Source organism: Gilliamella apis, from assembly GCF_030758615.1.
GTDB lineage: Bacteria > Pseudomonadota > Gammaproteobacteria > Enterobacterales > Orbaceae > Gilliamella > Gilliamella apis_A.
This window is the reverse complement of the sequence record NZ_CP132381.1, coordinates 717,213-742,331: the sequence shown is the minus strand read 5'-3', so window position 1 is coordinate 742,331 and position 25,119 is coordinate 717,213. Positions and strand designations below refer to the sequence as shown.

The following is a 25,119-nucleotide window of genomic DNA, read 5'->3' as shown; positions in this document are numbered from 1 at the left end:
AGCTTTAAATAATACAATAATGACTTATAGACTGTAGTAGAGTTCAAATTCAACCGGATGTGGTGTCATACGAACACGATCAACATCTTGACGTTTTAAGTCAATATAAGCATCAATAGTGTCATTAGTAAATACATTACCACGAGTTAAGAATTCACGATCCGCATCTAACGCGTCAAGAGCTTCTTCAAGTGAACCAGCAACTTGTGGAATTAATTTAGACTCTTCTGGTGGTAAGTCATATAAGTTTTTATCCATCGCATCACCCGGATGAATCTTATTGATAATACCATCTAAACCAGCCATTAATTGCGCTGCAAATGATAAGTATGGGTTACCTGCTGGATCAGGGAAGCGAACTTCAATACGACGCGCTTTAGGGCTAGTAACCACTGGAATACGAATTGATGCAGAACGATTACGCGCAGAATATGCAAGCATAACTGGTGCTTCATAACCTGGTACTAAACGTTTATAAGAGTTAGTCGCTGGGTTAGCAAAAGCATTAATCGCTTTAGCATGTTTGATAATACCACCAATATAGAATAACGCCATTTCAGAAAGGCCAGCATATTTATCACCAGCAAAAAGGTTTACGCCATCTTTAGCAAGAGATTGGTGACAATGCATACCTGAACCGTTATCGCCAAACATAGGTTTTGGCATAAATGTTGCGGTTTTACCATAAGCATGAGCAACATTTTGTACAACATATTTATAAATTTGAACTTCATCAGCTTTTTTAGTTAATGTATTGAAACGACAAGCAATCTCATTTTGGCCTGCAGTTGCAACTTCATGGTGATGAGCTTCAACAACTAAACCTAGTTGTTCCATGATTAAACACATTTCAGAACGAATATCTTGTGACGAGTCAACCGGAGGAAGTGGGAAATAACCACCTTTAACGCCAGGACGATGCCCCTTATTACCTTCTTCGTATTTAGTACCAGAGTTCCAAGCGGCCTCGATATCATCAATATGAACAAAGCTACCAGACATTGGCGATCCAAAACGAACATCATCAAATAAGAAAAACTCAGGTTCTGGTCCAAAAATAACGGTATCTGCAATACCTGATGATTTTAAAAACTCTTCAGCACGTTTAGCAATTGAACGAGGATCACGGTCATAACCTTGTAAAGTCGCTGGTTCTAAAACGTCACAACGAATATTTAATGTTACGTCTTCAAAAAACGGATCAATTACTGCGCTTGATGCATCTGGCATTAAAACCATATCTGATTCGTTAATGCCTTTCCAACCAGCAATGGAAGAGCCATCAAACATTTTACCATCTTCAAAAAAATCAGCGTCGATTTGACTTACAGGAATTGTAACGTGTTGTTCTTTACCTTTAGTATCAGTAAAACGTAAATCAACAAACTTAACATCGTTTTCTTTTATTAGCGTTAAAACTTTTTGTGTAGACATGTAGCTTCTCCATTGAGGACATATAATAATTGTTCAGTTTAAAGGCATTTTGCCTATTTATTAGATTGTATGCAAATATGATGCCAGTTTTTCATTAACCATTTTAGACGGTTTTTAATGATTAAATAATAGCAGAAAAAGCATGAATGCACCATAATAATGCATAAAGCACCAAAACAATGCACCAAAATGTCACATAAAGCCATTTATGTCACTGTTTTGCTCCATGACAAAGTGGTTGATTGGCTACACTGCATAAATGTTTCAGTTCACCCATCCTCATAGTTTTAATCAAATATTAATGGGCTTGCTTAGCATATTTACCGTCAACTTTATAAACTACAGTTATCCGCCATGTTTGACCTTCATCTTGTATTTGACAATCATAATATTGAAAATAATCAGGTGCATTAGCATCAATTTCCAGAAAAAAATTTCGACAGGTTAAATTTGGGTCAAATAGTAATGGCTCATCGGTTATTTGCATGTTTTGATCTAAGTTTACGGTTTTATTTGTAGCACAATTATTTTGTTCGGCTAAAACAGACGAGATTATAGTAACTAAAAGCAAAACCACTAAGATAAATCATCTAAATAACATTAATTCTCACCTTAGAATTCTTTAGTTCTTATTAGCTTAAAATAAGATTTCTCCCTTTAGATTTGTATTTCAGTAGACAATATCGTTATAATCTTATCTTATTTTTAATAAAAATTAGGTAATCATAAAAGTATGGACTTTGTTACGCTCGAAATTATACCTTTTGTCAAAAATCATCTTTTACTTTCATTAGGTTGGGTTGTGTTATTTGTTGCAATCATTGTATTAACCGTAAAAAGTAAATTGTCAAAAGTAAAAATAATTAATAACGCGCAAGCAATTAATATGATCAATAAACAAAATGCAGTTATTGTTGATATTCGTTCAGCAGATAGCTTCAAAAAAGGGCATATCACTGAATCACACAACATCTTACCTGTTGATATAAAGAATGCTAGTGCTAAAACTATAGAAAAATTTAAAGAAAATATCATTATTGTGATTGATGAAAATGGCTTAACATCAGCAGGCATTGGTGAAGTATTAGTCAAACAAGGTTTTTTACATGTATTTACATTAAAAGATGGTATTGCTGGTTGGAACGGCGAAAACTTACCATTAGTTAGAAAATAATATAATTTTAAAATAAGGTTTTATCATGACAGAACAAAACAATACACAACAACCAGAAACACAATTTGCAATTCAACGTATTTACACTAAAGATGTTTCTTTTGAAACCAATAATGTCCCTGAAATTTTTACTAAGCAGTGGCAACCAGAAATGAATTTAGAGCTAAATTCAGCATCACAAGCATTAAGTGATGAAGTGCATGAAGTTTCTTTACGTGTTACCGTAACGGTAAAACAACAAGAAGAAGTTGTGTATATTTGTGAAGTTACCCAATCAGGAATTTTCTCTCTTATTGGTTTTGATGATGCACAAATTCAACATTGTGTTGGTGCTTATTGTCCAAACATTTTATTCCCTTATGCGCGTGAGGTTATTTCAAGCCTAGTGAATAAAGGGACATTCCCACAACTTAATTTAGAGCCAGTAAATTTTGAAGCATTGTTCATTAACTATTTACAACAACAAGAACAACAAGCGCAAAATAGTGTAACTGAAACCTTACAATAATCGTAATTGTTAAGTTAATTAATAAAGTCTATTGGATTATATATGAGTAAAGATGCTGCAGTGACTGTAATTGGCGCAGGTTCTTATGGAACCTCACTAGCAATATTACTAGCACGTAATGGCCATGAAACCTTATTGTGGGGACATAACCCAGATAAGATGGCTATTTTGCAGCATGATAGACAAAATAGACAGTTTTTGCCTGATATCCCTTTCCCAGAGCAACTGCAAATTGAAGCTAATTTAGCCACTGCTGTTGCTGCTGCACCTATTTTACTTATTGTTGTACCTAGCCATGCGTTTGGTAGTATTCTTAAACAAATAAAACCATTGTTAAGAAAGGATAGTAAAATTGTTTGGGCAACGAAAGGCCTTGAAGTTGATACTGGACGATTATTACAAGATGTTGCACGCGAAGTTTTAGGTGACAAAATTCCATTAGCGGTTATTTCTGGTCCTACATTTGCTAAAGAAGTGGCATCTGGTTTACCCACTGCAGTGACTGTTGCCTCAACTGATGAACAATTTTTAACAGAACTACAAAATTTATTCCACTGTAGTAAATCGTTTCGAGTCTACAGCAGTAAAGATTTTATCGGAGTTCAACTTGGCGGAGCAGTCAAAAATGTGATCGCCATTGGTGCTGGATTGTCGGATGGGCTTGGTTTTGGTGCTAATGCCAGAACAGCATTAATCACTCGTGGATTGGCTGAAATGATGCGATTAGGCGAAGCACTTGGTGCCGATCCCGCCACTTTTATGGGGATGGCAGGATTAGGTGATTTGGTACTAACCTGTACCGATAATCAATCTCGAAATCGCCGTTTTGGTATTTTACTGGGTCAAAACAAATCAATTCAAGAAGCACAAGAGATCATTGCTCAAGTGGTTGAAGGCTGTAGAAATACTAAAGAAGTTTGGTCATTAGCACAAAAATATCACGTCGATATGCCTATTACTGAACAAATCTATAAAGTACTTTACGAACATAAAGATCCAAAACAGGCTGCCATGTCATTATTAGGTCGTTCACAAAAAGAAGAGCTGAAAAGCTAAGTTTCGATCTTAGAACCGCCCTTACCTCGCATTATTTTATTGATAATGGCTAATCTATTGTTGATGTTAATAAGTAATACCATTAACGACAATTTTAAGCGCTAAAAACACTTTCCTATAATTTTTTATTTTATAGAACTAACTTATTGTTAATACTAATAATAAGCACTATTAATGCCAATTTTAGACATTAAAAAACCCCTTTCCTCAAATTTTTGGTTAAGGGGTGATTTGGGGTTAAAAAGAATTATTAGATAGTCGTTCCAATACCCTTTTGTTTAGCTTTCTGATAAATATCATAACCGACATAGACATCTAAAACTGCCGTTCCCACAGTTTTAAATAACGTGATTTGCTGATCGTTTTGACGACATTTTTGCGGATCGATAACTAAATCTCCCAATTCATAAAAATCTTGTTTTGTGACTAAATTTTGATTAATTGGGTCGATAATATCACCAGCTTCAGCAAATACACCATCTTTAGTATCAAGTACACGAAGATCTGCTTTTGCCACTATATTACTTGGGATTTCGTGCATCTCAGGTGTGTAAGCACCTACACCATTGATATGAGTTCCGGGTTTAACTAGCTCACCATTGAAAGTCACTTCTTTTGATGTAGTCACTGAAGTAATAATATCAGCATGGCGAATATCTTCATCCAAATTTTGTGAAAAATAGAGGTTAGCCGAAAAATGGCCAAATCGTTTTTTCATCTCTTCGGTAAATTGCTTGCCTTTTTTGGCATCAAGCCCATAAATAGCTACATCTGTTAACTGCCGTACCGTTAACATAGCTTCTAATTGTGCCGCTGCTTGCCCTCCAGTACCAATTAATACTGCTCGTTTAGCATCCTTTTTTGCTAATAAATCGGTAGCAGCACCTTGTACCGCACCGGTTCGCAATTGCGTAACAAACGTGCCATCTAATATCGCACAAACTTCGCCAGTTTGAGGATCGATCATAAACACTTGCGCCGGAACCGATGGTTTGCCCAATTTAGGATTATCAGGAAAAACCGAGACAATCTTTAAACCAACAACATCGTTTTCTTTAATATGAGCTGGCATAACTAGGCATTGTCCTTTTTGCATATCAAAGTTGATACGTAAAGGCACTTCACTATTACCCTTAGTATAAATTTTTAATGCTTGTTTATCTGCTGCTACAGCATCTTTCATGGTATAAAATTGTTGGATATCTTGAGCTGTTAAAATTAACATTTTCATTCCTTACTGTTATTTAACTTTTATTTTACTTTTTTACTCTTTATTGTCTATTAATTAATATTTCAAACTGAAAGAATTCGCATAACAAATTGTTTAATATCAATTAAATTCAATTGAAATTTAGCTTCTTGTATATTGCAATAATTTTCACTATTATGACAGAGTGCAATTTTGCACGGAAATTGAGAAATCAGATGTTATTTAAAATATTAAAATTTTTTTTAAAGATTTTATTCCATGTCAAGATTCAAGGTAATCTTGATAACCTAAAACAAGACAGACTTCTTATCACTCCTAATCATGTTTCCTTTCTAGATGGCGTTTTAATCGGCGTATTTTTACCAGTAAAACCAGTATTTGCTATCTACGCAGGATATATTAATCACTGGCTAGTTCGTTTAGCCAAACGCTATGTCGATTTTGTGCCAATGGATCCATTAAGTCCTATGGCAATAAAAAAATTGGTCCGTGAAATTGAAAAAGGCCGACCAATTGTTATTTTCCCGGAAGGTCGAATTACCATAACCGGATCATTAATGAAGATTTATGACGGTGCGGCATTTGTTGCAGCACGTTCTCAGGCGACCATTGTACCTGTTTGGATAGAAGGTGCCGAATTTACCTTAACCAGTCGCTTAAAAGGCTTATTTAAACGTCGTCTATTTCCAAAAATTACTATTCATGTATTGGAACCAAAATCAATCCCAATGCCTGACGCAGCAAAAGCAAGTGATCGAAGATATATTGCTGGTGAAAAATTACATCAAATTATGATGAATGCCAGAATGGCAAGTCGCCCTAAATTAACCCTTTTTGAGGCGCTACTTGAAGCTCAAGTTCGTTATGGCGTAAAATCACGAATGGTTCAAGACCCTACCACTCATGAAGCCTCCTATCGAAACTTACTTAAGCAGATCATCGGTGTAAGTTGTATTATTTCTAAAATTACCAAACCGAAAGAACGAGTTGGCCTATTACTACCCAATGCAACAATTACTGTTGCCACTATTTTTGGTTTATCAGTTAAAAATCGTATTCCCGCAATGCTCAACTACACGGCAGGTACGAAAGGATTAACCTGTGCAGTTACTGCTGCTGAAATAAAAACCATTATTACTTCACGTAAATTTATTAAAAAAGGGAAGCTTGATTACCTATTAGAAGAAATTAACGATGTAAATTGGTATTTCCTTGAAGATTTGCGTAGCAGTTTGAACTTTTTTGATAAACTATACGTTGCCGTTCATCAATACATTCCTCGATTAGTTAAACGACGACAATCAAGTCAAGACGAGGCTTTAGTTCTATTTACTTCAGGCTCAGAAGGTAATCCGAAAGGGGTCGTCCATAGCCATGGCAGTTTATTGGCTAATGTCGAACAAATTCGTACTGTTATCGATCCAACGCCTGCAGACCGTTTTATGTCAGCGTTACCCCTTTTCCACGCTTTTGGCATTACTGCAGGCTTATTTTTACCGTTGTTCTCTGGCAGTCGTACGTTTTTATATCCAAATCCATTACATTATCGTATGGTACCGGAAATCATTTATGACCAAAACTGTACGGTGTTATTCGGAACACCAACATTTTTAGCCAACTACGCCCGTTATGCACATCCATACGATTTTATGCGTTTACGCTACGTAGTTGCTGGTGCTGAAAAACTTTCTGATGCGGTGCGTGAACAATGGAAAGATAAATACGGTATTCGAATCTTAGAAGGTTATGGTGTAACCGAATGTGCACCCGTTGTTGCTCTTAATGTGCCGATGGCATTTAAAGCTGGTACTGTTGGTCGTTTATTACCGGGAATGGAATCAAGATTAATACCCGTTCCAGGCATTAGCAATGGCGGAGAGCTACAACTTAAAGGACCTAACGTAATGAAGGGTTACTTACGTGTTGAGAAACCGGGGATACTTGAAGAGCCAGTTGCTATTGATGAAAACGGTAATGTGGATAAAGGTTGGTATGATACCGGTGATATCGTTGCGATTGATAAAGATGAGTTTTTAACTATCAAAGGACGATTAAAACGCTTCGCAAAAATTGCTGGCGAAATGGTCTCACTTGAAAATGTTGAAGCTTTAGCTAAAAAGGTCGATGTTGATGCCATGCATGGTGCAACAGTAAAAGCCGATGCAGCCAAAGGAGAAGCTATTGTGCTATTTACTACCTCGACTAAATTAACTAGGGAACAGCTGAATCAGGCTGCGCAGGATTTAGGTATCCCTGCATTAGCGATCCCTCGAGATATTCGTGTTGTTAAAGAGTTACCATTATTGGGTACAGGTAAAATCGATTTTATTACCTTACGCAAAATGGCCGATGAGAATCAATAACAGCAAGGATTCGATATGTCTAAACAACCATTGTTATCAGTTGGCATGGCAGCGACCATGCTAGCTCAGTTTTTTTCAGCCTTTGCTGACAATGCAATTTTTTTTGCTATTCTTGCTTTTATTAAGCAGCTCCATTATCCAGAATGGAGCCAATCAGCATTGCAAATCGGTTTTGTAATTCCTTTTATCCTTCTTTCTCCTTTTGTTGGTCAATTTGCTGACAGTATGTCGAAAGGCAAAGCGATGATGATTGCAAATGGGGTTAAATTATTAGGTGCAGCGATTATCTGCTTAAATATCAATCCATTTTTAGGCTATTTTTTAGTCGGTGTTGGCGCAGCCGGTTACTCACCAGCAAAATATGGTATTTTAGGAGAACTCACTTCCGGCGATAATTTAGTTAAAGCGAATGGCTTAATAGAAGCGTCAACCATTGCAGCTATTTTGCTTGGTTCACTTGCCGGTGGCCATATTGCTGATTTAGATATTACTTTAGCGTTGCTTACTTGTGTTGTTATGTATGGACTAGCGGTAATAGCAAATATTTTTATTCCCAAATTACCTGCTGCTCGACAAGATATTGAGTGGAAGTTGATAAGTATGATAAAAGATTTCGCTAAAACCATCAAAATCATCTTCAATAATAAACAAGCCCTTTATACTTTACTTGGTACCAGTCTATTTTGGGGGGCAGGCATTACTCTGCGTTTCTTATTAATCAGCTGGGTACCAATTGTTTTAGGTATTACCGACAATTCAACTCCAACGAATCTAAATGCTGTTGTAGCAATAGGTATTGTTATTGGTGCGGCATTGGCTAGTGCTTTGGTTTCAATTTCGAATACATTACGTTGTATTCCAGCTGGGATATTAATGGGATTTGCCGTCATCGCATTCACGTTACAAAGTAATATGATTAGCTCTTATATATTATTAGTTGTGATTGGTGCATTAGGCGGTTATTTTTTAGTGCCATTAAATGCACTAATTCAAAAAATTGGTAAAGAGCTTGTCGGTGCCGGAAGTGTTATTTCAATACAGAACTTAAGCGAGTATAGCGCAATGATGATTATGTTAAGTGCTTATACCTTAGCTGTCGCTTGTGGATTATCAGTCATTACAATTGGCGTCGGTTTTGGTATGCTATTTGCTATTCTTATTGCTTTTGTATGGTTAGGGTTAAAATCACATGCCAAACATTAATTTATCTGCTATGGTCACCGAAAATCGCAACAATGCGAGCGAAAATATTGACTGCGCATCCACAATTGAAATTCTGCAAATTATCAATAATGAAGATAAACAAGTGGCACTCGCAGTCGAAAAACAACTTACCTACATCGCTAATGCCGTGGATGCAATCAGCAATGCATTCCTAAATCATGGCCGTTTAATCTACCTTGGAGCTGGGACCTCGGGGAGATTAGGTATTTTAGATGCTAGCGAATGCCCACCCACTTATGGAACACTGCCAGAACAAGTCATTGGCCTAATTGCTGGCGGTAAACCTGCCATATTTAAAGCTGTCGAAAATGCAGAAGATTCACCCCAATTAGCAATTAATGATCTAAAACGTATTAATTTTAGTGCTAAAGATATTTTAGTTGGTATCGCTGCTAGTGGGCGCACACCTTATGTTATTGGCGGCATGCAATATGCAAAATCACTTGGCGCTACAGTGGTAAGTTTATGTTGCAACCCTAATGCACCTATGATTAATTTGGCTAATATTGCTATTACTCCTATTGTCGGAGCCGAAGTCATTACCGGTTCATCAAGAATGAAAGCAGGCACTGCACAAAAGATGATCCTCAATATGTTAACAACAGCCAGTATGATAAAAATCGGCAAAGTTTATGGTAATTTAATGGTTGATGTTGAAGCCACTAATGCTAAGCTTGTTGAACGACAAATATCAATTGTTATGCAAGCCACCGATTGCAACCGAGATATAGCTATAACAACGTTAAATCAATGTAATCAACATTGTAAAACAGCTATTTTAATGATTCTTGCCGGACTAACCGCTCAGCAAGCCAAAACAAAACTCGAACAAAATAATGGTTTCATTCGTAAAACATTAGTACAAAATAATATCTAATTTATTCTCTTATTGAGCAGTAGTCTTAGAAAGCATGACATAATTTTTATATGTTAGTTAAATGAAGATTATTTAATCAGTTAACAATTATTGTTATTAATCTTTGATACAGATCAAGGTAATAACTTATGTTGTTAACTAAAATAAAATCACTTTGCTTTATTTTATTAACTTTATATTAGCAATAATATAAAAACCTAGGAGGTACGTTATGGTTGGAATTATCCTAGCAACTCATGGTGAGTTTGCTGAAGGTATTTTACAATCAGGGACGATGATATTTGGCGAGCAAGAAAACGTTAAAGCCGTTACCTTGCACCCAAGTGATAGTCCTGAAAGTTTAAAAGAACGGATGCTAGCAGCAATAGCTACTTTCGATAACCAAAATGAAGTACTGTTTTTAGTTGATTTATGGGGTGGAACGCCATTTAATCAAGCCAATACACTTTGTGGCGAACACCCTAATTGGGCTATCGTTGCTGGTTTGAATCTTCCTATGCTAATCGAAGCCTATTCATCACGTTTATCCATGGATAGTGCCAAACAAGTGGCTACAGCAATTATAGAGTCAGCTCAGGAAGGAATTCGAACAACTGTTGAAATTGCGGCTAAACCACAAGTAAACAACCAACAATCAAATACTATCCCAGAAGGTACCGTGTTAGGTGATGGTAAGTTGAAAATAGTATTAGCTCGTGTTGATTCGCGCTTATTACATGGTCAGGTGGCGACGTCTTGGACTAAAGCCACAAATCCTAATCGTATTATCGTGGTTTCCGATTCAGTAGCCAAAGATGAATTACGGAAAAAACTAATTGAAGAGGCGGCTCCTCCTGAAGTTAAAGCCAATGTCGTGCCAATTAAAAAGATTATTCAAGTTGCCCATGATCCGCGTTTTGGCAATACCAAAGCCTTATTACTGTTCGAAAACCCTGAAGATGTACTGCGTGCTTTAGACGGTGGTGTCGATATTGAAACATTAAATGTGGGTTCAATGGCACATTCAGTTGGCAAAGTAATGGTCAATAAAGTGTTATCAATGAGCGCTGAAGATGTTGATGCATTCGAAAAATTGAAAGCGAAAAATGTGAAATTTGACGTTCGCAAAGTGCCTAATGATTCAAACGATAATATGAATGAATTATTAAAAAAAGCGAAACAAGAATTAGCTGAACAAAAATAGTTTAATTAAGGGGTTATTATTATGACTTTATCAATTGTTGCTATCATTCTAGTGATAGTTATTGCTTTTTTAGCCGGGATGGAAGGTATTTTGGATCAATTCCAATTCCACCAACCATTGGTTGCTTGTTCCTTAATTGGTCTGGTAACAGGTAATCTAGAAGCTGGTGTCGTACTAGGTGGATCATTACAGATGATTGCATTAGGTTGGGCAAATATTGGTGCCGCTGTAGCACCTGATGCCGCTCTTGCTGCTGTCGCTTCATCAATTATCTTAGTGCTTGGTGGTCAAGGTGTTGCAGGTGTATCAACTGCGATTGCCGTTGCCATTCCGCTTGCTGTTGCCGGCCTATTTTTAACTATGATTGTGCGAACGATTGCCGTACCTTTAGTACACTTAATGGATGCCGCAGCTGAAGAAGGTAATATTCGCAAAATAGAATGGCTACAAATGTTAGGTGTTTGTTTACAAGGTCTACGTATTGCTATTCCAGCTGCTGCACTATTATTTATTCCTGCTGAAGCCGTCAAAGAAGCATTAAACGCAATGCCTGAATGGTTAACAACTGGTATGGCTATTGGTGGTGGAATGGTTGTTGCCGTTGGTTATGCCATGGTAATCAATATGATGGCAAACCGCGAAGTTTGGCCATTTTTCATTATCGGTTTTGTGGTTGCAGCAATATCACAATTAACGTTGATTGCACTCGGTGCCTTAGGTATCGCTTTAGCACTGATTTATATAAACCTTTCTGAACGTGGTAATTCATCAAGCGGTGGAAGTAAAGGCGATCCACTTGATGATATTTTGAATGATTACTAGGAACTTGGAGAAGAACATGACAGATCGAATTCAATTAAGCAAAAAAGACCGTTTAGCGGTAGCTTGGCGTTCAACTTTCCTCCAAGGTTTTTGGAATTATGAACGTATGCAAAATGGTGGTTGGGCCTATTCAATGATTCCCGCTATCAAAAAATTATATACTACAAAAGAAGACCGTTCAGCGGCTTTGAAACGCCATTTAGAATTTTTTAATACTCACCCTTATTTAGCATCACCAGTACTAGGTGTAACTCTAGCCTTAGAAGAAGAACGAGCTAATGGTGCACCAGTTGATGATGTTGCAATTCAAGGGGTAAAAGTGGGAATGATGGGACCTTTAGCCGGTGTAGGTGATCCTGTGTTCTGGTTTACTGTTCGTCCAATGCTAGGCGCACTTGGTGCATCACTCGCCCTAAGCGGTAACATTTTAGGACCAATTTTATTCTTCTTATTTTGGAATATTATTCGTGGGAGCTTTATGTGGTTTACCCAGGAATTCGGGTACCGTACTGGTTCAAAAATTACCGATAATTTAGGTGGTGGTTTGCTACAAAAAATCACCAAAGGTGCATCTATCTTGGGGATGTTTGTACTAGCAGCATTAGTGCAAAGATGGGTTTCAATAAAATTCCAACCAATTGTATCAACGGTTAAATTAGATAATGGTGCATTTATCGATTGGAATTCCCTTCCAGCTGGTGCCGAAGGTATTCACCAAGCATTGATTCAAATGCAAAGTGGATTGGCGCTTAACCAAGAAAAAGTCACCACCTTACAAAATAACTTAGATCAGTTAATACCTGGACTGGTGCCATTATTATTAACTTTCTTATGTATGTGGTTACTTCGTAAAAAAGTATCGCCAATTTTAATTATTCTTGGACTATTTTTAGTCGGTATTTTGGGTCACGTTGTCGGTCTTTTATAAAAATAATCGTTTTGACTAAAAAAATTGAGGAGAGTACTTTTTAAAGCAAAAATTGTCGCTTTCCTCAAACATTAATCACCCTTTTTTCAAAATAATCGAAAAAGGGTGTAATGAGTAACTCAAATTTGCATAAGGGATACAAACAACTAAATGGTTCAGTCATTAAATAGCAAAATAGATTTAACAGTAAAAGCGACAGCTTTTTCAGGACTTTCAGAATACGGTCATATTATGATTGGCGATAAAGCGTTCGAATTTTATCATCAGCGAGATCCTCGCAAATATATTCAAATACCTTGGGAAGAAGTCGATTATGTCATCGCATCGGTATTTTTTAAAGGAAGATGGATATCACGTTACTCTATACAAACCAAAAAAGATGGTACATTTGCATTTGCATCTAAAGATCCCAAACAAGTATTAAGAGCTATCCGAGTATATGTTGATAGTCAGAGAATGGTTAAATCATTAGGTTTTTTTGATGTGTTAATTCGCGCATTTAGGCGTAAAAAGCCTTAATTATTGGGCACACAGCTATTTAAAAGGCTAACTATCGCAATATTATAATTCAGCTAATTAGCCAACATAACTTAAGCTTATTATCTATAATATAAATTGGTTAAAAGATTAATTTATATTCATTCATAACAAAACTTGCCAATAACCAAATCCACCACGCTTTTTCACACTCAATCAATCATTGCACTTTTTGCTAGAAAGAGTATAATTCTGGGGCTTTGATTTTGTCCATGTTGGGCAAAAGAAAGATTATTTTTTAATTTAAGAGGATGTTATGGTAACTATTCGTTTAGCTCGTGGTGGCTCTAAAAAGCGCCCTTTTTATCAAGTAGTTGTCACTGATAGCCGTAACCCACGTGATGGTCGTTTTATTGAACGCGTTGGCTTTTTTAATCCAATTGCACAAGGTAAAGCAGAAGAATTACGTTTAGATCTTGATCGCGTAAATCATTGGGTTGGTTTAGGTGCAACTGTTTCTGATCGTGTTAATGCATTGATCAAACAAGCACAAAAAGCTGCTTAATTAAGTAATAGTAACTGTGATGATGAATACTGAGAATCTAATTGTTGTGGGTAAACTTGGTTCAAGCTACGGCATTCGTGGATGGCTCAGGATTTTTTCGTTTACAGAATTTCCAGATAGTATTTTTGATTACAAACCTTGGTATATCCAGCGTGCTGGTAAATGGCAAGAAGTAGTCGTTGAGAGCTTTAAACCTCATAATCAGGACATGATTGTTAAACTCAAAGGCGTTGATGATCGCGACCAAGCTAATGCGTTAACGAATGCTGAAGTATTTGTTGATGCTGAGAAATTGCCTGAACTAAATCAAGGTGATTTTTATTGGAAAGATTTGATTGGCTGTCGAGTAAAAACAGTTAATGGTTATGACTTAGGTCAGGTAACTGATTTAATGGAAACCGGTTCTAATGATGTATTGGTTGTTAAAGCAAATCTAAAAGATGCATTTGGAGCAACAGAACGTTTAATCCCTTTTGTTGAAGAACAATTTATTAAACAAGTTGATTTAACAACAAAAATGATTGTGGTCGATTGGGATCCTGCATTTTAATTGGTAAGGTAAGAATATGTGGATTGGCGTAATTAGCCTTTTTCCCGAAATGTTCCAAGCTATTACCTGTTATGGCGTAACTGGTCGAGCCGTTAAAAATGGGCTGTTAACAGTAGATTATTGGAACCCGCGCGATTTTGCGCATGATAAGCATAAGACTGTCGATGATAGGCCTTATGGTGGAGGTCCAGGCATGTTAATGATGGTACAACCACTTAGAGATGCGATTCATGCAGCCAAAGCTGTAGCAGGTGAAGATACTAAAGTAATCTATCTTTCTCCACAAGGGCGCAAATTAAACCAACAGGGAGTTTGCGAGTTGTCACAATATCAAAAATTGATTTTGATTTGTGGACGATACGAAGGTATAGATGAACGCGTTATCCAAACCGAAATTGATGAAGAATGGTCAATTGGGGATTACGTGTTAAGTGGCGGTGAATTACCGGCGATGACAATGATTGATGCATTAGCAAGGTTTATCCCTGGAGTGTTAAATCATGAATCATCAGCAGAAGAAGACTCTTTTGCTAACGGTTTACTTGATTGCCCACACTATACTCGTCCAGAGGTGTTAGATGGAATGGCGGTGCCCGATGTATTAATGTCTGGTCACCATGAAGCGATTCGTCGTTGGCGATTAAAACAATCACTAGGACGAACTTGGTTGAGAAGAGAAGATCTTCTTGAAAATCTAGCTCTGACTGATGAAGAGCAACGTTTACTCACTGAATTCCAACAGGAATATAATGATAAACCGAGCCAATAATATTTCAGTATAACTAGTAAGAGACAAAATTATGAAAAATGCAATTATTCAGCAATTAGAACAAGAACAAATGAAAAAAGACATCCCGTCTTTTCGCCCGGGTGATACGGTAGAAGTTAAAGTATGGGTTGTTGAAGGTAACAAAAAACGTCTTCAAGCATATGAAGGTGTAGTTGTAGCAATTCGTAATCGTGGTTTACATTCTGCATTTACAGTACGTAAAATTTCGAATGGCGAAGGTGTTGAACGAGTATTCCAAACTCACTCACCAATTGTTGATTCAATTACTGTGAAACGTCGTGGTCAAGTACGTCAAGCTAAACTTTACTACTTACGCGAACTTCGTGGTAAAGCAGCTCGTATCAAAGAGCGCCTTAACTAATTCCAATTGGTTCATATTTAATAAACTAATTAAAATATATCCAATTAAAATGGTCACCTTTATGGTGACCGTTTTTATGTGTATAGTAAATGTTCATTCCCGCCAACAATCGTTGACACAATTCAAGTAATATCTAAATGATATAAAAGGTAACATAATGGATAACTATCTTGTTGAGATTCTTGCCACCACAACCAAGTTATTCGCATTGATGACGCCACCAGCAGTGTTAAGTGCATTTTTAAGTGGCACCAAACAATATGATGAAGCACAACGTCGCAAAATAGCATTAAAAACATCTTGTGCAGTATTTATTATTGGTATTGTGCTATTCTTTTTTGGTAATGCCATGTTTAGTGTGTTCGGTTTTACACTTGATGCGTTTAGAATTGGCTCGGGAGCATTATTATTTATTACCGCTGTTGCTTTAATGAATGATTCACCGGAAAAAAATAAAATTCATAGTGACGATGATGATATTAGTGTCGTACCACTAGCAATACCATTATGTATGGGGCCGGCATCAATCGGTACAATTATTGTAATGGGCACAAGTTCAGTTGGTATTATGCAAAATTTGATTGGTGCAATTTCTCTACTAATTGCCTCTAGTGGTATTTATGCCATGCTATTATGCGCTAAAAGCATTGCTAAAGTATTAAAAAATACAGGTATTGCTATTCTATCAAAACTAACGGGGTTATTAATATCGGCTATTGCAGCGCAAGTGGTATTTACAGGTGTCTCCGCATTCTTAAAATAATTTGGCTAACAATAGGTTAGAAATAGAATTTGTGTATTGTCAGCAAATATTAATATTTGATTGTATGTAATCACCGATAATTAATCATTAGGTGATTACATATATAATGAATATGATTAATCTATTTGGTTATCCAACTTAACTTTTCGTTTTTTAAAAAAGTAGTACGTACTCAAGATAACAAAAATTAAGATTACCTCAGATAATAAAATAAAATGTCCTGATTCACCAAACCAGACCCCAACAATAATAACAATGTTAACGGTAATAGATATTATCGCTAACCAAGGAAATAGTGGGGATTTAAATTTAATCATATCTTTACTATATTTACCTTCATTTACTCCTTTCCGAAATTGATACTGACACCAAGCAATAATAATCCAAGCAAAACAACCAACTTGCCCAGTACTTGCTACTAAATAGAGGTATAATTTTTCAGCTGCGATATACTTAGAAAATAGCGAAACTAAAGCAATAATAGCAATAAACAATATTCCTTTGGTTGGCACGCCACGTTTATTCACTTCTGAGAAATATTTTGGTGCTAAATTATCCTGAGCCATCGACCATAACATTCTAGAACTAGCATAAACTGCCGAATTAGCAGCCGAAATCGCAGCACAAAATATAACGAACAGCATTGCATACGATGCAAAGGTTATCCCCGCTTTATTGAATACCCAAACAAATGGGCTAATTTCATCATGTGTTGTACCATAGGGATATACCAGTGCTAACACGGCTATTGCTAACACATAAAACAAAATTATCCGAAACGCCACACCGGTGATAATTTTAGGCAAAACAGTTTGGGGTGATTGCGCTTCACCTGCGGCACTACCAATTAATTCAACCCCCTGAAATGAATAAGTCACAATAGTCATACAAACAAAGATTGATAAAAATCCATTAGGAAACCAGCCCTGCTCTGTCTTAAAAGTTGGTAACACATGTGTTTGATTATATTGTTGATAAAGTAGATATATACCAACTGCTATAAACGTAATAATGGCTAATACCTTGATTGTTGAAAACCAATATTCACTTTCACCAAAAGCTCGAACAGAGGTTAAATGAACACAAGTGATAACGGTTAGAATAATTAGACTAAGAATGTAGATAGGAATAGAGGAAAAAACTTGATGAGCAATCATAGACGCCGCTGTTAAGTCAGCAGCCATAGATAGTACCCAACTTAACCAATATAACCAGCCAATAGTATAACTCCAAATAGGATGTGGAATAAACATTAATGCATAATGCTGGAAAGACCCTGCATGAGGGAATGCGCAAGAAAGTTCACCTAAGCAAAGCATGGTAGACAGCATAATACTGCCGGCAAGTAGATAAGCGATAATGGTCCCTAAAGGCCCAACAGTGCTAAGTGGCGCTGCAATACCAATAAATAATCCTGTACCAATTGAACCACCTAATGAAATCATCAATAAATGACGATTCTTTAAGTTTTTCTTTAAAGTACTGGGATAAGGACTTTCTTGAGGTTCTGATGTTGCCATGTAAACCGCCTAGTAATCAATAATAGCTGCTGGTTGCCCAGCAGCAGTTATATATTAATAAACAAATCGTTTTTCTACGCCGTTGGTTTGGCAAGCCATAAGCAGAGCTGTGTAATCAAGCTCAAAAACGATCATATCGCCAACTCGCAATGTTTCAGAAACATCTTCAATATCAACGATAGTATGATCACTCGTTTGACCTAATACCGTAATGTTATCATTAACCGGTACACAGTTTTCCGCCGGCACATCTTGACGACCAAAAGCAAGCAAAGCTCGTTTACGAGTACCGTGATCAACAAAAGTTTTGCTGTTCAAAAAGGCATCAACACCTAATTCACCAACAGGCACGGTAGGTTTACTATTAAGTTCGATAACTTGTGCATATAATTTATACATGTCACTACAAGCTTTCTCGACCGGTTTGTTTGAGTGATGAAACTCATCAAGATATTTCATATCGACATACTCAATACCAAACTCATGTAAACCACCAATACGGATGTGATTAAGTCCTTCTGGCCAGATCCCTTTATCAAGCAGATGGTAACTAGTACAGTTACCAGCAGATAGATATTTGATCTTGATATTACAAGCTTCTTCAACTTTGCGTGCTATGTGTAAAAAATCTACGCCATTTTTCACTGTCGGTAGCACAGTTCCATAGCAGTTAAAGTTAGTACCAAGCCCATAAAGCTCAACACCGGGTAAAGAAAGGATCAGTTTGACCGTTTCAATAATATCGTCTACATGTTCAAACCAAATCCCTTCGCGTAAATCCCCCATATCCACCATTAATAAAACTTGATGGACTTTTTGCTGTTTTACCGCTTCATCAGAAAGTGCTTGAATAACTTGTTTTTCACTGTTTAAACTGATATCAGCATACTTAACAACTTCACTGATTTCACTTAAACAAGGGCTGCGTAATAGACAAGTTTTACAATTTAATGCATCTTTAAGTTTCTTCAAATTGTAGGTTCTTGATTCAGCAATAACATCAATACCACCATCAAGCACTGCTTTGGCAGTTTCAACGCAACCATCAAAAACTTTATTTACAGCCATAACTTCAATGCCGTGTTTAGCTAATAGCTCTTTTTCAACACGAGCATTGTCTTTTAATTTACCTAAATCAATTTCTAATATAGGTTTGTACATAAATTACTCCTCTATATCTTATTGTTGTTGCAAGCGATTACGTTTTTGTGCGCGATGGTATATCCATTCAGCTAACACAATTGCAAGCACTGCACCACCAACAATTTTAGCGATATACTCAACATATCCACCCATATCAATTTGTGCTGGTGGAATAAAGACTAAGATCACCGCAAATAATGTAGATAAGAATCCTAAACCTGGTAAAACAATTGGTAATACTTTACCTGGGATCTTAAAGCTACGTGGTACATCAGGTTGAGTAATACGTAAACGATAATAGGCAATAAACATTACTAAGTAAGGAATAAAATAACAAATGGTTGTTAATGCGGTTAACATCCAATATGCAGCAGCAATACTTGGTGATACAAATGTTGAGAAGCAAAGTACCGTTACAATTATCGCTTGGATAACTAAAGCAAATGCTGGTGTTTGATATACTGGATGTAAACGACCAATACGTTCACCAAGTAAGTTATCTTCTTTTGATGCTTCTTGTAACATATAGATAGGACCAACTAACCATGAGTTAATTTGACCTAATGCACCAAAAAATAAACAAATTGCCATTACAGGTAATAACCAAGGCATATTTAATTCTTCAGCGGCAGCTTCCATCGCTTGCATTACACCGGCAACAATATCAGTATCAGCAGCAGGTAATAAAGTATTAATTGCCCAAGTACCGATCATATAGATACCTACAATAACAATTGCAGATACTGCCATTGCTTTAGGGAAGTCTCGTTGTGGATCACGAGTACGACCAGCAATCATTGGTGCAACTTCAAGTCCAGCAAAAGCGAACATCATACTTGATAAAAATACAATAGTATCCCAGCTACTTAAATCCGGAATCCAATCACTAACATGACTATAATCAGTTGCCATTGGATGACCAGTCATTAACCATACAATAGCTAATAACACGATAATACCAGCAGGAATAAATACCCCTAACCATGCACTAACACTGTTAATAATTTTAGTCCATTTCATCCCTTTGATATTCATTAATGTTAAGATCCAGAATACCACCATGGAACCAACACCAATAAATACCTGATTCTGTGCTAATTCAGGACTAAACATGTAACCAATTGCAGTAAAACCAAATTGCAACATGAGTGGGAAGAAAAGCACGCATGAGAATAGGAAACAAACGACTACTATCCAGCCAATTCGTTTACCAAACGCTTCTTTTACCCAGACAAATATCCCACCATCTTTAGGCCAACCAGTAGAAAGTTCACCACAAACCATAGCTAATGGGAAAAACAGACAAAATGCAGCAAGTAGCCAAAGCACCATTGCTGACGCTCCATAAGGAGCAACATTAGGAATTTGACGTAAACTTAGAATCGCAATGACATTCATAAACACAATGTCTTTAATGCCAAGTAAACTTGAATCTTTAGAATCACTCATAAAATAACCTCACATTATTATATCTGGAGCACTGAGTGCCCCAGATAGCTCATGATTAATACACGTCGTATCCAACCATATCCTCGTAAGTATCTTCACGGCGAATCAATCGGTCTTTGCCTTCTTTATCAATCATAACAACAGCCGTACGTGGGCGATTGTTATAAACCGTTTGGCTTTCGATGGTATAAGCACCAGCGTCAAGGAAAGCAATGATATCGCCAATCTCAGTGTCTTTAGGTAATAAGAATTCTTCACCTTTAACACCGACATGGAAATAGTCACCACCATCACATAATGGACCAGCTAATTTAATGTATTCATCATGTTGTTCAGTAATTTTTGATGCATCATATACATAGAAGAACCAATCAAAATGTTGACTATCAGATAACACGCTATAACCTGCGTCAACAAATTTCCATTCAACATGTTCTTCGATGTTACCATCTAAATCGTAGTTAGTTTTACGTTTTTCACAAGCAACTTCAGTTAAAAGTACACCTGCTGAACCGGTAACTTTACGGCCTGGTTCGATGCAGATTTCAACGTCTTTACGCCATTTATGAACTTCACTAATTACTGCATCAGCGAAATCTTGTGCTGTAATACCTGCATACATGTTGTCTTGTAATGGGTTACCATTTTCATCATCATATTTATAAGGAACAGGAATACCACCACCAACGTTGATTAAATCAAATTTAATGCCTAAAACTTCTTCTAAACGGCGTGATTCATCAACTAATACTTTAGTCGCTTTAGCAAATGGTTCTGCTTCTGGCACTTGGTCACCCACGTGCATATGTAAACCACGTAAATGTACATAAGGCATTTCAAGAATACGACGACAAGTTTCTTCAGCTTGTTCTAAATCAATACCTGATTTAGCATGATAAGCAGTAACTAATTCTGCATGAGTAGCAGATGGAACATTTGGCTCAACACGCACACAAACATTAGCCATTTTTTTCAAACGACGAGAAATTTCATCGATGATATCTAATTCATATAAGCTATCAACGTTGATGATATAAAGATCATTTTGAATAGCAAATTCTAAATCTACCGGTTTTTTAACTACACCATTGAAAACAATTTGGCTACCAGGGAAACCAATTTCTAAACATTTACGCACTTCAAACATTGAGTTCGCTTCTGCATAGATACCCGCATCTTTAATCGCTTTAAGTACCCCCATTACTGAACATGTTTTTGACGCATAGAAAATTTTTGTGTTTGGATGAGCTTTAAACGAATCTTTGATTTCCTGAATATTACGATCGATTTCTTTTTCAGAAAATACATAGAAAGGTGTTGGATATTTCTTTGCTAATTCTTCCAAATTCACACCATCAAAACAAAGTTTGCCGTTTTGCGCACTAAAACGACGATCTTTTGTTATTAGATCGGTACGTAATTTGTTATAATTTGACATAATTGTGTCGGACATATGACCTCCAGTTAATTAGTACATAAAAAAGGTAAGTAAAAAGATTACTCACTTACAATGCAATCAACGTGCCAACTTATAAAAACACAAATAATCAAGATCTTAACGAAATAATTACAAATAAAATACTAGTCATTTAGTAAGAAATATGGTTTTCTGACGAAAATTTGTCACTATTTTTATTAATACTTGAAAGATATTTAAATCAACGCTAGCTATACTTAGCAATAATCCAATTTTAAAAAGGTTTTTAGAATCATGATAATTGATCCTGAATTATTACAAGCATTGGAAATATTTAAACATTTTTTTGATTTAATACATCAGCCAATGGCTATTATTGATAAAGAAGGTAAATATATTTACTACAATCAGGAAAGCGCAGAACTTGATGGCTATACAATGGAGCAAGCCATCGGTAAACCAATGCTTAAAGTTTACCCTAATTTGAAAAAAGAAGATAGTACTATGCTACAAGCTTTACAAGGTAAAGAATATCAAGATACCTATCAAACTTACTATAATCATGTGGGTAAATTAGTTGATTATCAACACACAACTGTACCGCTTTATAATCATAATAAAGAAATTATCGGCGCAGTTGAAATAGGTCGAAATATATCCAATGTTCGGCAGTTGCAAGATCAGGTTTTTCGCCTTAATAGAAAGTTATATCACAATAAAGAACAACCGCTACCGGAAATTGTTTTTGCGTCGAAAAAAATGCAAGAGGTTATCGATCAAACTAATATTTTAGGTAGTAATGATGTTCCGGTATTAATTGTTGGTGAAACTGGTACAGGGAAAGAGCTATTTGCTCGCTTAATTCATCAAACCAGTCAACGCCGAGATAAAGCATTCATTTCACTAAACTGTAGCGCTTTACCAACCACATTGATTGAAAGTACTTTATTTGGGACGGTTAAAGGAGCCTTTACCGGTGCTGAAAATCGTCAAGGTTATCTCGAACTGGCCAATGGCGGAACCTTATTTCTTGATGAACTCAACGCTATGCCTCTTGAAATGCAAAGCAAACTATTACGCTTTTTGCAAGAAAAAACCTATTGGTCTTTAGGTGGAAATAAAGAGAAATATGCTGATGTACGAATTGTAGCGGCGATGAATGAGTCTCCAGCGGAATTGTTAAAAAGCGGTAAAATGCGCAGTGACTTATTTTATCGATTAAATGTTGGTTTAATCAAACTTCCAGCCTTACGGGAAAGACAAGAAGATATCCCTGTATTGGCACGATATTTTATCGATAAACATAAAACTGATGTCAATATAGTGATCACCGGTATCAGTGAACATGCGTTGCAGCAATTAATGTCAGCACCGTGGCCAGGCAATGTACGAATGCTGGAAAATGCGATTGTCCGTAGTATGGTATTACAAAATGAACCTGGTGAATTACAAAAAATTATTCTCGATGAAGAACTATTTGATATTCATAGTCCTTATCCACAAGATCAACTTGAAAATAAGATAGAAAAACCAAGTATTAACGAGTTAACGGGTAATCATAATCTAATCGAACAAGTTGAACATTATGAAAAGCAACTTATCATTGATGCATTAAATCAAGCCAATGGTAAAATTATTACTGCAGCAAAATTACTCAATATCTCACGAACGACATTACAATATAAAGTGAAAAAATATCATATCCAAATGGGTGTTATTGATAATTGATTATACTTGACTCAAGGCTTGGGCGCAGGCAAATGCACTGCTCCAAGCCCATTGGAAATTATAACCACCAAGCCAACCAGCTACATCAACAACCTCACCAATAAAATAAAGATTAGGCTGTTTTTGTGCTACCATGGTTTTTGAAGATAACGCATCGCAACTCACTCCGCCTAAAGTTACTTCTGCGGTACGATAACCTTCCGTTCCATTTGGTATTACATTCCATGTTGTTAATGTCTGATACAGCGCTTGTTGCTGAGTAGGTGTTAACTGTTTAACAGTTAAATCAACAATCAAATTTAGTTGTATTAATGCTTCAATTAACCGCTTAGGTAATATTTGTGCTAAACAATTTTTGAGACTTTGATTACGATTATTATCTAACAGAGGTTTAAAATCATCCTCAAAGTTAAAGTCAGGCAATAAATTGATCGTGATGGCTTCTCCTGCTTGCCAATAACTGGATATTTGTAAAATAGCTGGTCCAGATAATCCTCGATGGGTAAATAATAGATTCTCTTTAAAACTAATGCGTTCATTCGATACTTCAACTGATAACGCAATTCCTGCTAACGTCGATAATACAGCTAACAAAGGTTTATGTAAGGTAAACGGCACTAGCCCTGCTTTTACAGGCACCACTGGGATAGAAAATTTTTCAGCAATTTTATAACCAATAGCGGTCATACCAAGTGCAGGCATCGATTGTCCACCCGTTGCCACAATTAATTTATCAGTATAAACACAACCCTGTGAAGTAGATAACTTAAATCCTTGTTGCTCTTCATTAACATCTTCAAGTTGTGTTTTTAACATAAATTTAACTTGTCCTTTTTGGCACTCTTTGACCAATATATCGACAATATCTTGCGCTGAATTATCACAAAATAGCTGACCATGATCTTTTTCATGATAGGCAATACCATATTGATTAACCAATTGGATAAAATCCCATTGGCTAAACCGTTTTAGAGCAGATTTACAAAAGTGACGATTTTCAGAAATATAATGATTTGCTTCGACATTAAGATTGGTAAAATTACATTTACCACCACCAGACATTAAGATTTTACGACCTAATTTTTTACCGTTATCAATGACAGTAACATCATGACCTTGTTGTCCCAACAGACCAGCACAAAAAAGCCCTGCAGCGCCAGCACCTATAATTGTTATTTTAGTTTGCATATTTCATCTATAAGCAATAATCGATAATCTATTATAACAGCATAAATCTGGTGATTATAACTCCCTGATTTTGGAAAAATCAGCAAATATAGTCAATTTTTATAGCTAAAAAACCCCTTTCCTCAAACTTTTTTTAATCAGATATTAATTCTTATTATGAAAAAATTTTTAAATTAAAGAACTTTAATCTTAAAAAAAATTTAAAATCAATAAAAACAATTATTTAACACAAGATATAAGCTTCATTAATATATATGTGTTAAGTGATTAAAATATTGACTTATAAATAATATTTATTTGACCTAAAACTTATTTTTAATTACCTTCACACCTAATATGGGATTAATGCCTATACCTTCACAAAAAATAATAACGATGAATTTGAGGCA

23 protein-coding genes and 2 pseudogenes are annotated in these 25,119 nt (G+C 36.1%); 17 read left to right on the top strand and 8 right to left on the bottom strand.

Going from position 1 to position 25,119, the window contains the following annotated elements:
• Window positions 1–24: 24 nt before the first annotated feature.
• The gene (gene glnA, locus RAM17_RS03515; RefSeq protein ID WP_086353793.1) at window positions 25–1,434 is read right to left on the bottom strand and encodes a glutamate--ammonia ligase; all 1,410 of its coding nucleotides are present in this window, start codon (window positions 1,432–1,434) and stop codon (window positions 25–27) included.
• A gap of 298 nt (window positions 1,435–1,732) precedes the next feature.
• Window positions 1,733–1,921, bottom strand: coding sequence for a hypothetical protein (locus tag RAM17_RS03510; RefSeq protein WP_146208347.1), 189 nt, complete (start codon window positions 1,919–1,921; stop codon window positions 1,733–1,735).
• 246 nt (window positions 1,922–2,167) lie between these two features.
• Here RAM17_RS03510 and RAM17_RS03505 point away from each other — a divergent pair, with 246 nt between their 5' ends.
• The 3 genes from RAM17_RS03505 to gpsA are packed head-to-tail and all read left to right on the top strand — an operon-like array spanning window position 2,168 to window position 4,172.
• Window positions 2,168–2,608: a rhodanese-like domain-containing protein gene (locus tag RAM17_RS03505; protein WP_110448508.1), complete on the top strand. Its 441-nt coding sequence runs from the start codon at window positions 2,168–2,170 to the stop codon at window positions 2,606–2,608.
• Between the two features lie 25 nt (window positions 2,609–2,633).
• Window positions 2,634–3,116: a protein-export chaperone SecB gene (secB, locus tag RAM17_RS03500; RefSeq protein WP_110448509.1), complete on the top strand. Its 483-nt coding sequence runs from the start codon at window positions 2,634–2,636 to the stop codon at window positions 3,114–3,116.
• A gap of 42 nt (window positions 3,117–3,158) precedes the next feature.
• A complete protein-coding gene (gpsA, locus tag RAM17_RS03495) occupies window positions 3,159–4,172 on the top strand; it encodes an NAD(P)H-dependent glycerol-3-phosphate dehydrogenase (RefSeq protein WP_110448510.1) in 1,014 nt (337 codons plus the stop codon).
• 250 nt (window positions 4,173–4,422) lie between these two features.
• Here gpsA and RAM17_RS03490 read toward each other — a convergent pair whose 3' ends face one another.
• Window positions 4,423–5,397 carry an ornithine cyclodeaminase family protein gene (locus RAM17_RS03490; RefSeq protein WP_110448511.1) on the bottom strand — a complete coding sequence of 325 codons (975 nt, stop codon included), beginning with the start codon at window positions 5,395–5,397 and terminating at the stop codon, window positions 4,423–4,425.
• A gap of 200 nt (window positions 5,398–5,597) precedes the next feature.
• On the opposite strand from RAM17_RS03490, the gene aas reads away from it, so the two are divergent.
• From aas to RAM17_RS03430, 13 genes and pseudogenes are all read left to right on the top strand, one after another.
• Window positions 5,598–7,745 (top strand): bifunctional acyl-ACP--phospholipid O-acyltransferase/long-chain-fatty-acid--ACP ligase, encoded by a 2,148-nt coding sequence (gene aas / locus RAM17_RS03485; RefSeq protein ID WP_110448512.1) that lies wholly within the window; start codon window positions 5,598–5,600, stop codon window positions 7,743–7,745.
• 15 nt (window positions 7,746–7,760) lie between these two features.
• Window positions 7,761–8,948 carry a lysophospholipid transporter LplT gene (lplT, locus tag RAM17_RS03480; protein WP_086359125.1) on the top strand — a complete coding sequence of 396 codons (1,188 nt, stop codon included), beginning with the start codon at window positions 7,761–7,763 and terminating at the stop codon, window positions 8,946–8,948.
• Window positions 8,935–9,846, top strand: coding sequence for an N-acetylmuramic acid 6-phosphate etherase (gene murQ, locus RAM17_RS03475; protein ID WP_110448513.1), 912 nt, complete (start codon window positions 8,935–8,937; stop codon window positions 9,844–9,846). The genes lplT and murQ overlap by 14 nt, the downstream gene beginning before the upstream one ends.
• 211 nt (window positions 9,847–10,057) lie before the next feature.
• Window positions 10,058–10,424 (top strand): annotated as a pseudogene (locus RAM17_RS12505) (PTS sugar transporter subunit IIA); the annotation flags it as partial.
• A 65-nt stretch (window positions 10,425–10,489) separates the two neighbouring features.
• Window positions 10,490–11,029 (top strand): annotated as a pseudogene (locus RAM17_RS12500) (PTS system mannose/fructose/N-acetylgalactosamine-transporter subunit IIB); the annotation flags it as partial.
• Between the two features lie 21 nt (window positions 11,030–11,050).
• The gene (locus RAM17_RS03465) at window positions 11,051–11,851 is read left to right on the top strand and encodes a PTS mannose/fructose/sorbose transporter subunit IIC (protein ID WP_110448515.1); all 801 of its coding nucleotides are present in this window, start codon (window positions 11,051–11,053) and stop codon (window positions 11,849–11,851) included.
• Between the two features lie 16 nt (window positions 11,852–11,867).
• Entirely contained in the window at window positions 11,868–12,779 is a 912-nt protein-coding gene (locus RAM17_RS03460; protein ID WP_306240740.1) for a PTS system mannose/fructose/sorbose family transporter subunit IID, read from the top strand.
• Window positions 12,780–12,929: 150 nt separating this feature from the next.
• Window positions 12,930–13,298 carry a DUF956 family protein gene (locus RAM17_RS03455; RefSeq protein WP_110448517.1) on the top strand — a complete coding sequence of 123 codons (369 nt, stop codon included), beginning with the start codon at window positions 12,930–12,932 and terminating at the stop codon, window positions 13,296–13,298.
• Window positions 13,299–13,572: 274 nt separating this feature from the next.
• The gene (gene rpsP / locus RAM17_RS03450) at window positions 13,573–13,821 is read left to right on the top strand and encodes a 30S ribosomal protein S16 (RefSeq protein WP_034900786.1); all 249 of its coding nucleotides are present in this window, start codon (window positions 13,573–13,575) and stop codon (window positions 13,819–13,821) included.
• A gap of 19 nt (window positions 13,822–13,840) precedes the next feature.
• Window positions 13,841–14,371, top strand: coding sequence for a ribosome maturation factor RimM (gene rimM / locus RAM17_RS03445; protein ID WP_086320463.1), 531 nt, complete (start codon window positions 13,841–13,843; stop codon window positions 14,369–14,371).
• Window positions 14,372–14,387: 16 nt separating this feature from the next.
• Window positions 14,388–15,140, top strand: coding sequence for a tRNA (guanosine(37)-N1)-methyltransferase TrmD (gene trmD / locus RAM17_RS03440; protein WP_110448518.1), 753 nt, complete (start codon window positions 14,388–14,390; stop codon window positions 15,138–15,140).
• Between the two features lie 31 nt (window positions 15,141–15,171).
• Window positions 15,172–15,522 (top strand): 50S ribosomal protein L19, encoded by a 351-nt coding sequence (gene rplS, locus RAM17_RS03435; protein ID WP_025314641.1) that lies wholly within the window; start codon window positions 15,172–15,174, stop codon window positions 15,520–15,522.
• Window positions 15,523–15,679: 157 nt separating this feature from the next.
• On the top strand, window positions 15,680–16,285 hold the full coding sequence (locus RAM17_RS03430; protein WP_065613828.1) for a MarC family protein: 606 nt from the start codon (window positions 15,680–15,682) through the stop codon (window positions 16,283–16,285).
• Window positions 16,286–16,401: 116 nt separating this feature from the next.
• On the opposite strand, the gene RAM17_RS03425 is transcribed toward RAM17_RS03430, so the two are convergent.
• The 4 genes from RAM17_RS03425 to lysA are packed head-to-tail and all read right to left on the bottom strand — an operon-like array spanning window position 16,402 to window position 21,850.
• Window positions 16,402–17,805 carry an amino acid permease gene (locus tag RAM17_RS03425; RefSeq protein ID WP_198222131.1) on the bottom strand — a complete coding sequence of 468 codons (1,404 nt, stop codon included), beginning with the start codon at window positions 17,803–17,805 and terminating at the stop codon, window positions 16,402–16,404.
• 54 nt (window positions 17,806–17,859) lie between these two features.
• Complete coding sequence (locus RAM17_RS03420; RefSeq protein WP_110448519.1) at window positions 17,860–18,966, bottom strand: alanine/ornithine racemase family PLP-dependent enzyme; 1,107 nt, start codon at window positions 18,964–18,966, stop codon at window positions 17,860–17,862.
• 18 nt (window positions 18,967–18,984) lie between these two features.
• Entirely contained in the window at window positions 18,985–20,397 is a 1,413-nt protein-coding gene (locus tag RAM17_RS03415; RefSeq protein WP_086362971.1) for an APC family permease, read from the bottom strand.
• 55 nt (window positions 20,398–20,452) lie between these two features.
• Window positions 20,453–21,850 (bottom strand): diaminopimelate decarboxylase, encoded by a 1,398-nt coding sequence (gene lysA / locus RAM17_RS03410; protein WP_086362972.1) that lies wholly within the window; start codon window positions 21,848–21,850, stop codon window positions 20,453–20,455.
• A 255-nt stretch (window positions 21,851–22,105) separates the two neighbouring features.
• Here lysA and RAM17_RS03405 point away from each other — a divergent pair, with 255 nt between their 5' ends.
• Window positions 22,106–23,542, top strand: a complete 1,437-nt coding sequence (locus RAM17_RS03405; RefSeq protein ID WP_181414698.1) for a sigma-54 interaction domain-containing protein — start codon at window positions 22,106–22,108, stop codon at window positions 23,540–23,542.
• Here the strand turns inward: RAM17_RS03405 and RAM17_RS03400 are convergent, their stop codons facing one another.
• The gene (locus tag RAM17_RS03400; RefSeq protein ID WP_110448521.1) at window positions 23,543–24,730 is read right to left on the bottom strand and encodes an NAD(P)/FAD-dependent oxidoreductase; all 1,188 of its coding nucleotides are present in this window, start codon (window positions 24,728–24,730) and stop codon (window positions 23,543–23,545) included.
• Window positions 24,731–25,119: the final 389 nt, after the last annotated feature.

Coding starts and splice junctions, on each gene's coding strand:
- RAM17_RS03415 (WP_086362971.1), bottom strand. CDS start 20,397: ATGAGTGATTCTAAAGATTCAAGTTTACTTGGCATTAAAGACATTGTG.
- RAM17_RS03455 (WP_110448517.1), top strand. CDS start 12,930: ATGGTTCAGTCATTAAATAGCAAAATAGATTTAACAGTAAAAGCGACA.
- RAM17_RS03465 (WP_110448515.1), top strand. CDS start 11,051: ATGACTTTATCAATTGTTGCTATCATTCTAGTGATAGTTATTGCTTTT.
- glnA (WP_086353793.1), bottom strand. CDS start 1,434: ATGTCTACACAAAAAGTTTTAACGCTAATAAAAGAAAACGATGTTAAG.
- secB (WP_110448509.1), top strand. CDS start 2,634: ATGACAGAACAAAACAATACACAACAACCAGAAACACAATTTGCAATT.
- rplS (WP_025314641.1), top strand. CDS start 15,172: ATGAAAAATGCAATTATTCAGCAATTAGAACAAGAACAAATGAAAAAA.
- RAM17_RS03420 (WP_110448519.1), bottom strand. CDS start 18,966: ATGTACAAACCTATATTAGAAATTGATTTAGGTAAATTAAAAGACAAT.
- trmD (WP_110448518.1), top strand. CDS start 14,388: ATGTGGATTGGCGTAATTAGCCTTTTTCCCGAAATGTTCCAAGCTATT.
- RAM17_RS03430 (WP_065613828.1), top strand. CDS start 15,680: ATGGATAACTATCTTGTTGAGATTCTTGCCACCACAACCAAGTTATTC.
- RAM17_RS03510 (WP_146208347.1), bottom strand. CDS start 1,921: ATGCAAATAACCGATGAGCCATTACTATTTGACCCAAATTTAACCTGT.
- lplT (WP_086359125.1), top strand. CDS start 7,761: ATGTCTAAACAACCATTGTTATCAGTTGGCATGGCAGCGACCATGCTA.
- RAM17_RS03490 (WP_110448511.1), bottom strand. CDS start 5,397: ATGTTAATTTTAACAGCTCAAGATATCCAACAATTTTATACCATGAAA.
- lysA (WP_086362972.1), bottom strand. CDS start 21,850: ATGTCCGACACAATTATGTCAAATTATAACAAATTACGTACCGATCTA.
- gpsA (WP_110448510.1), top strand. CDS start 3,159: ATGAGTAAAGATGCTGCAGTGACTGTAATTGGCGCAGGTTCTTATGGA.
- RAM17_RS03400 (WP_110448521.1), bottom strand. CDS start 24,730: ATGCAAACTAAAATAACAATTATAGGTGCTGGCGCTGCAGGGCTTTTT.
- RAM17_RS03505 (WP_110448508.1), top strand. CDS start 2,168: ATGGACTTTGTTACGCTCGAAATTATACCTTTTGTCAAAAATCATCTT.
- rimM (WP_086320463.1), top strand. CDS start 13,841: ATGATGAATACTGAGAATCTAATTGTTGTGGGTAAACTTGGTTCAAGC.
- murQ (WP_110448513.1), top strand. CDS start 8,935: ATGCCAAACATTAATTTATCTGCTATGGTCACCGAAAATCGCAACAAT.
- aas (WP_110448512.1), top strand. CDS start 5,598: ATGTTATTTAAAATATTAAAATTTTTTTTAAAGATTTTATTCCATGTC.
- RAM17_RS03460 (WP_306240740.1), top strand. CDS start 11,868: ATGACAGATCGAATTCAATTAAGCAAAAAAGACCGTTTAGCGGTAGCT.
- rpsP (WP_034900786.1), top strand. CDS start 13,573: ATGGTAACTATTCGTTTAGCTCGTGGTGGCTCTAAAAAGCGCCCTTTT.
- RAM17_RS03425 (WP_198222131.1), bottom strand. CDS start 17,805: ATGGCAACATCAGAACCTCAAGAAAGTCCTTATCCCAGTACTTTAAAG.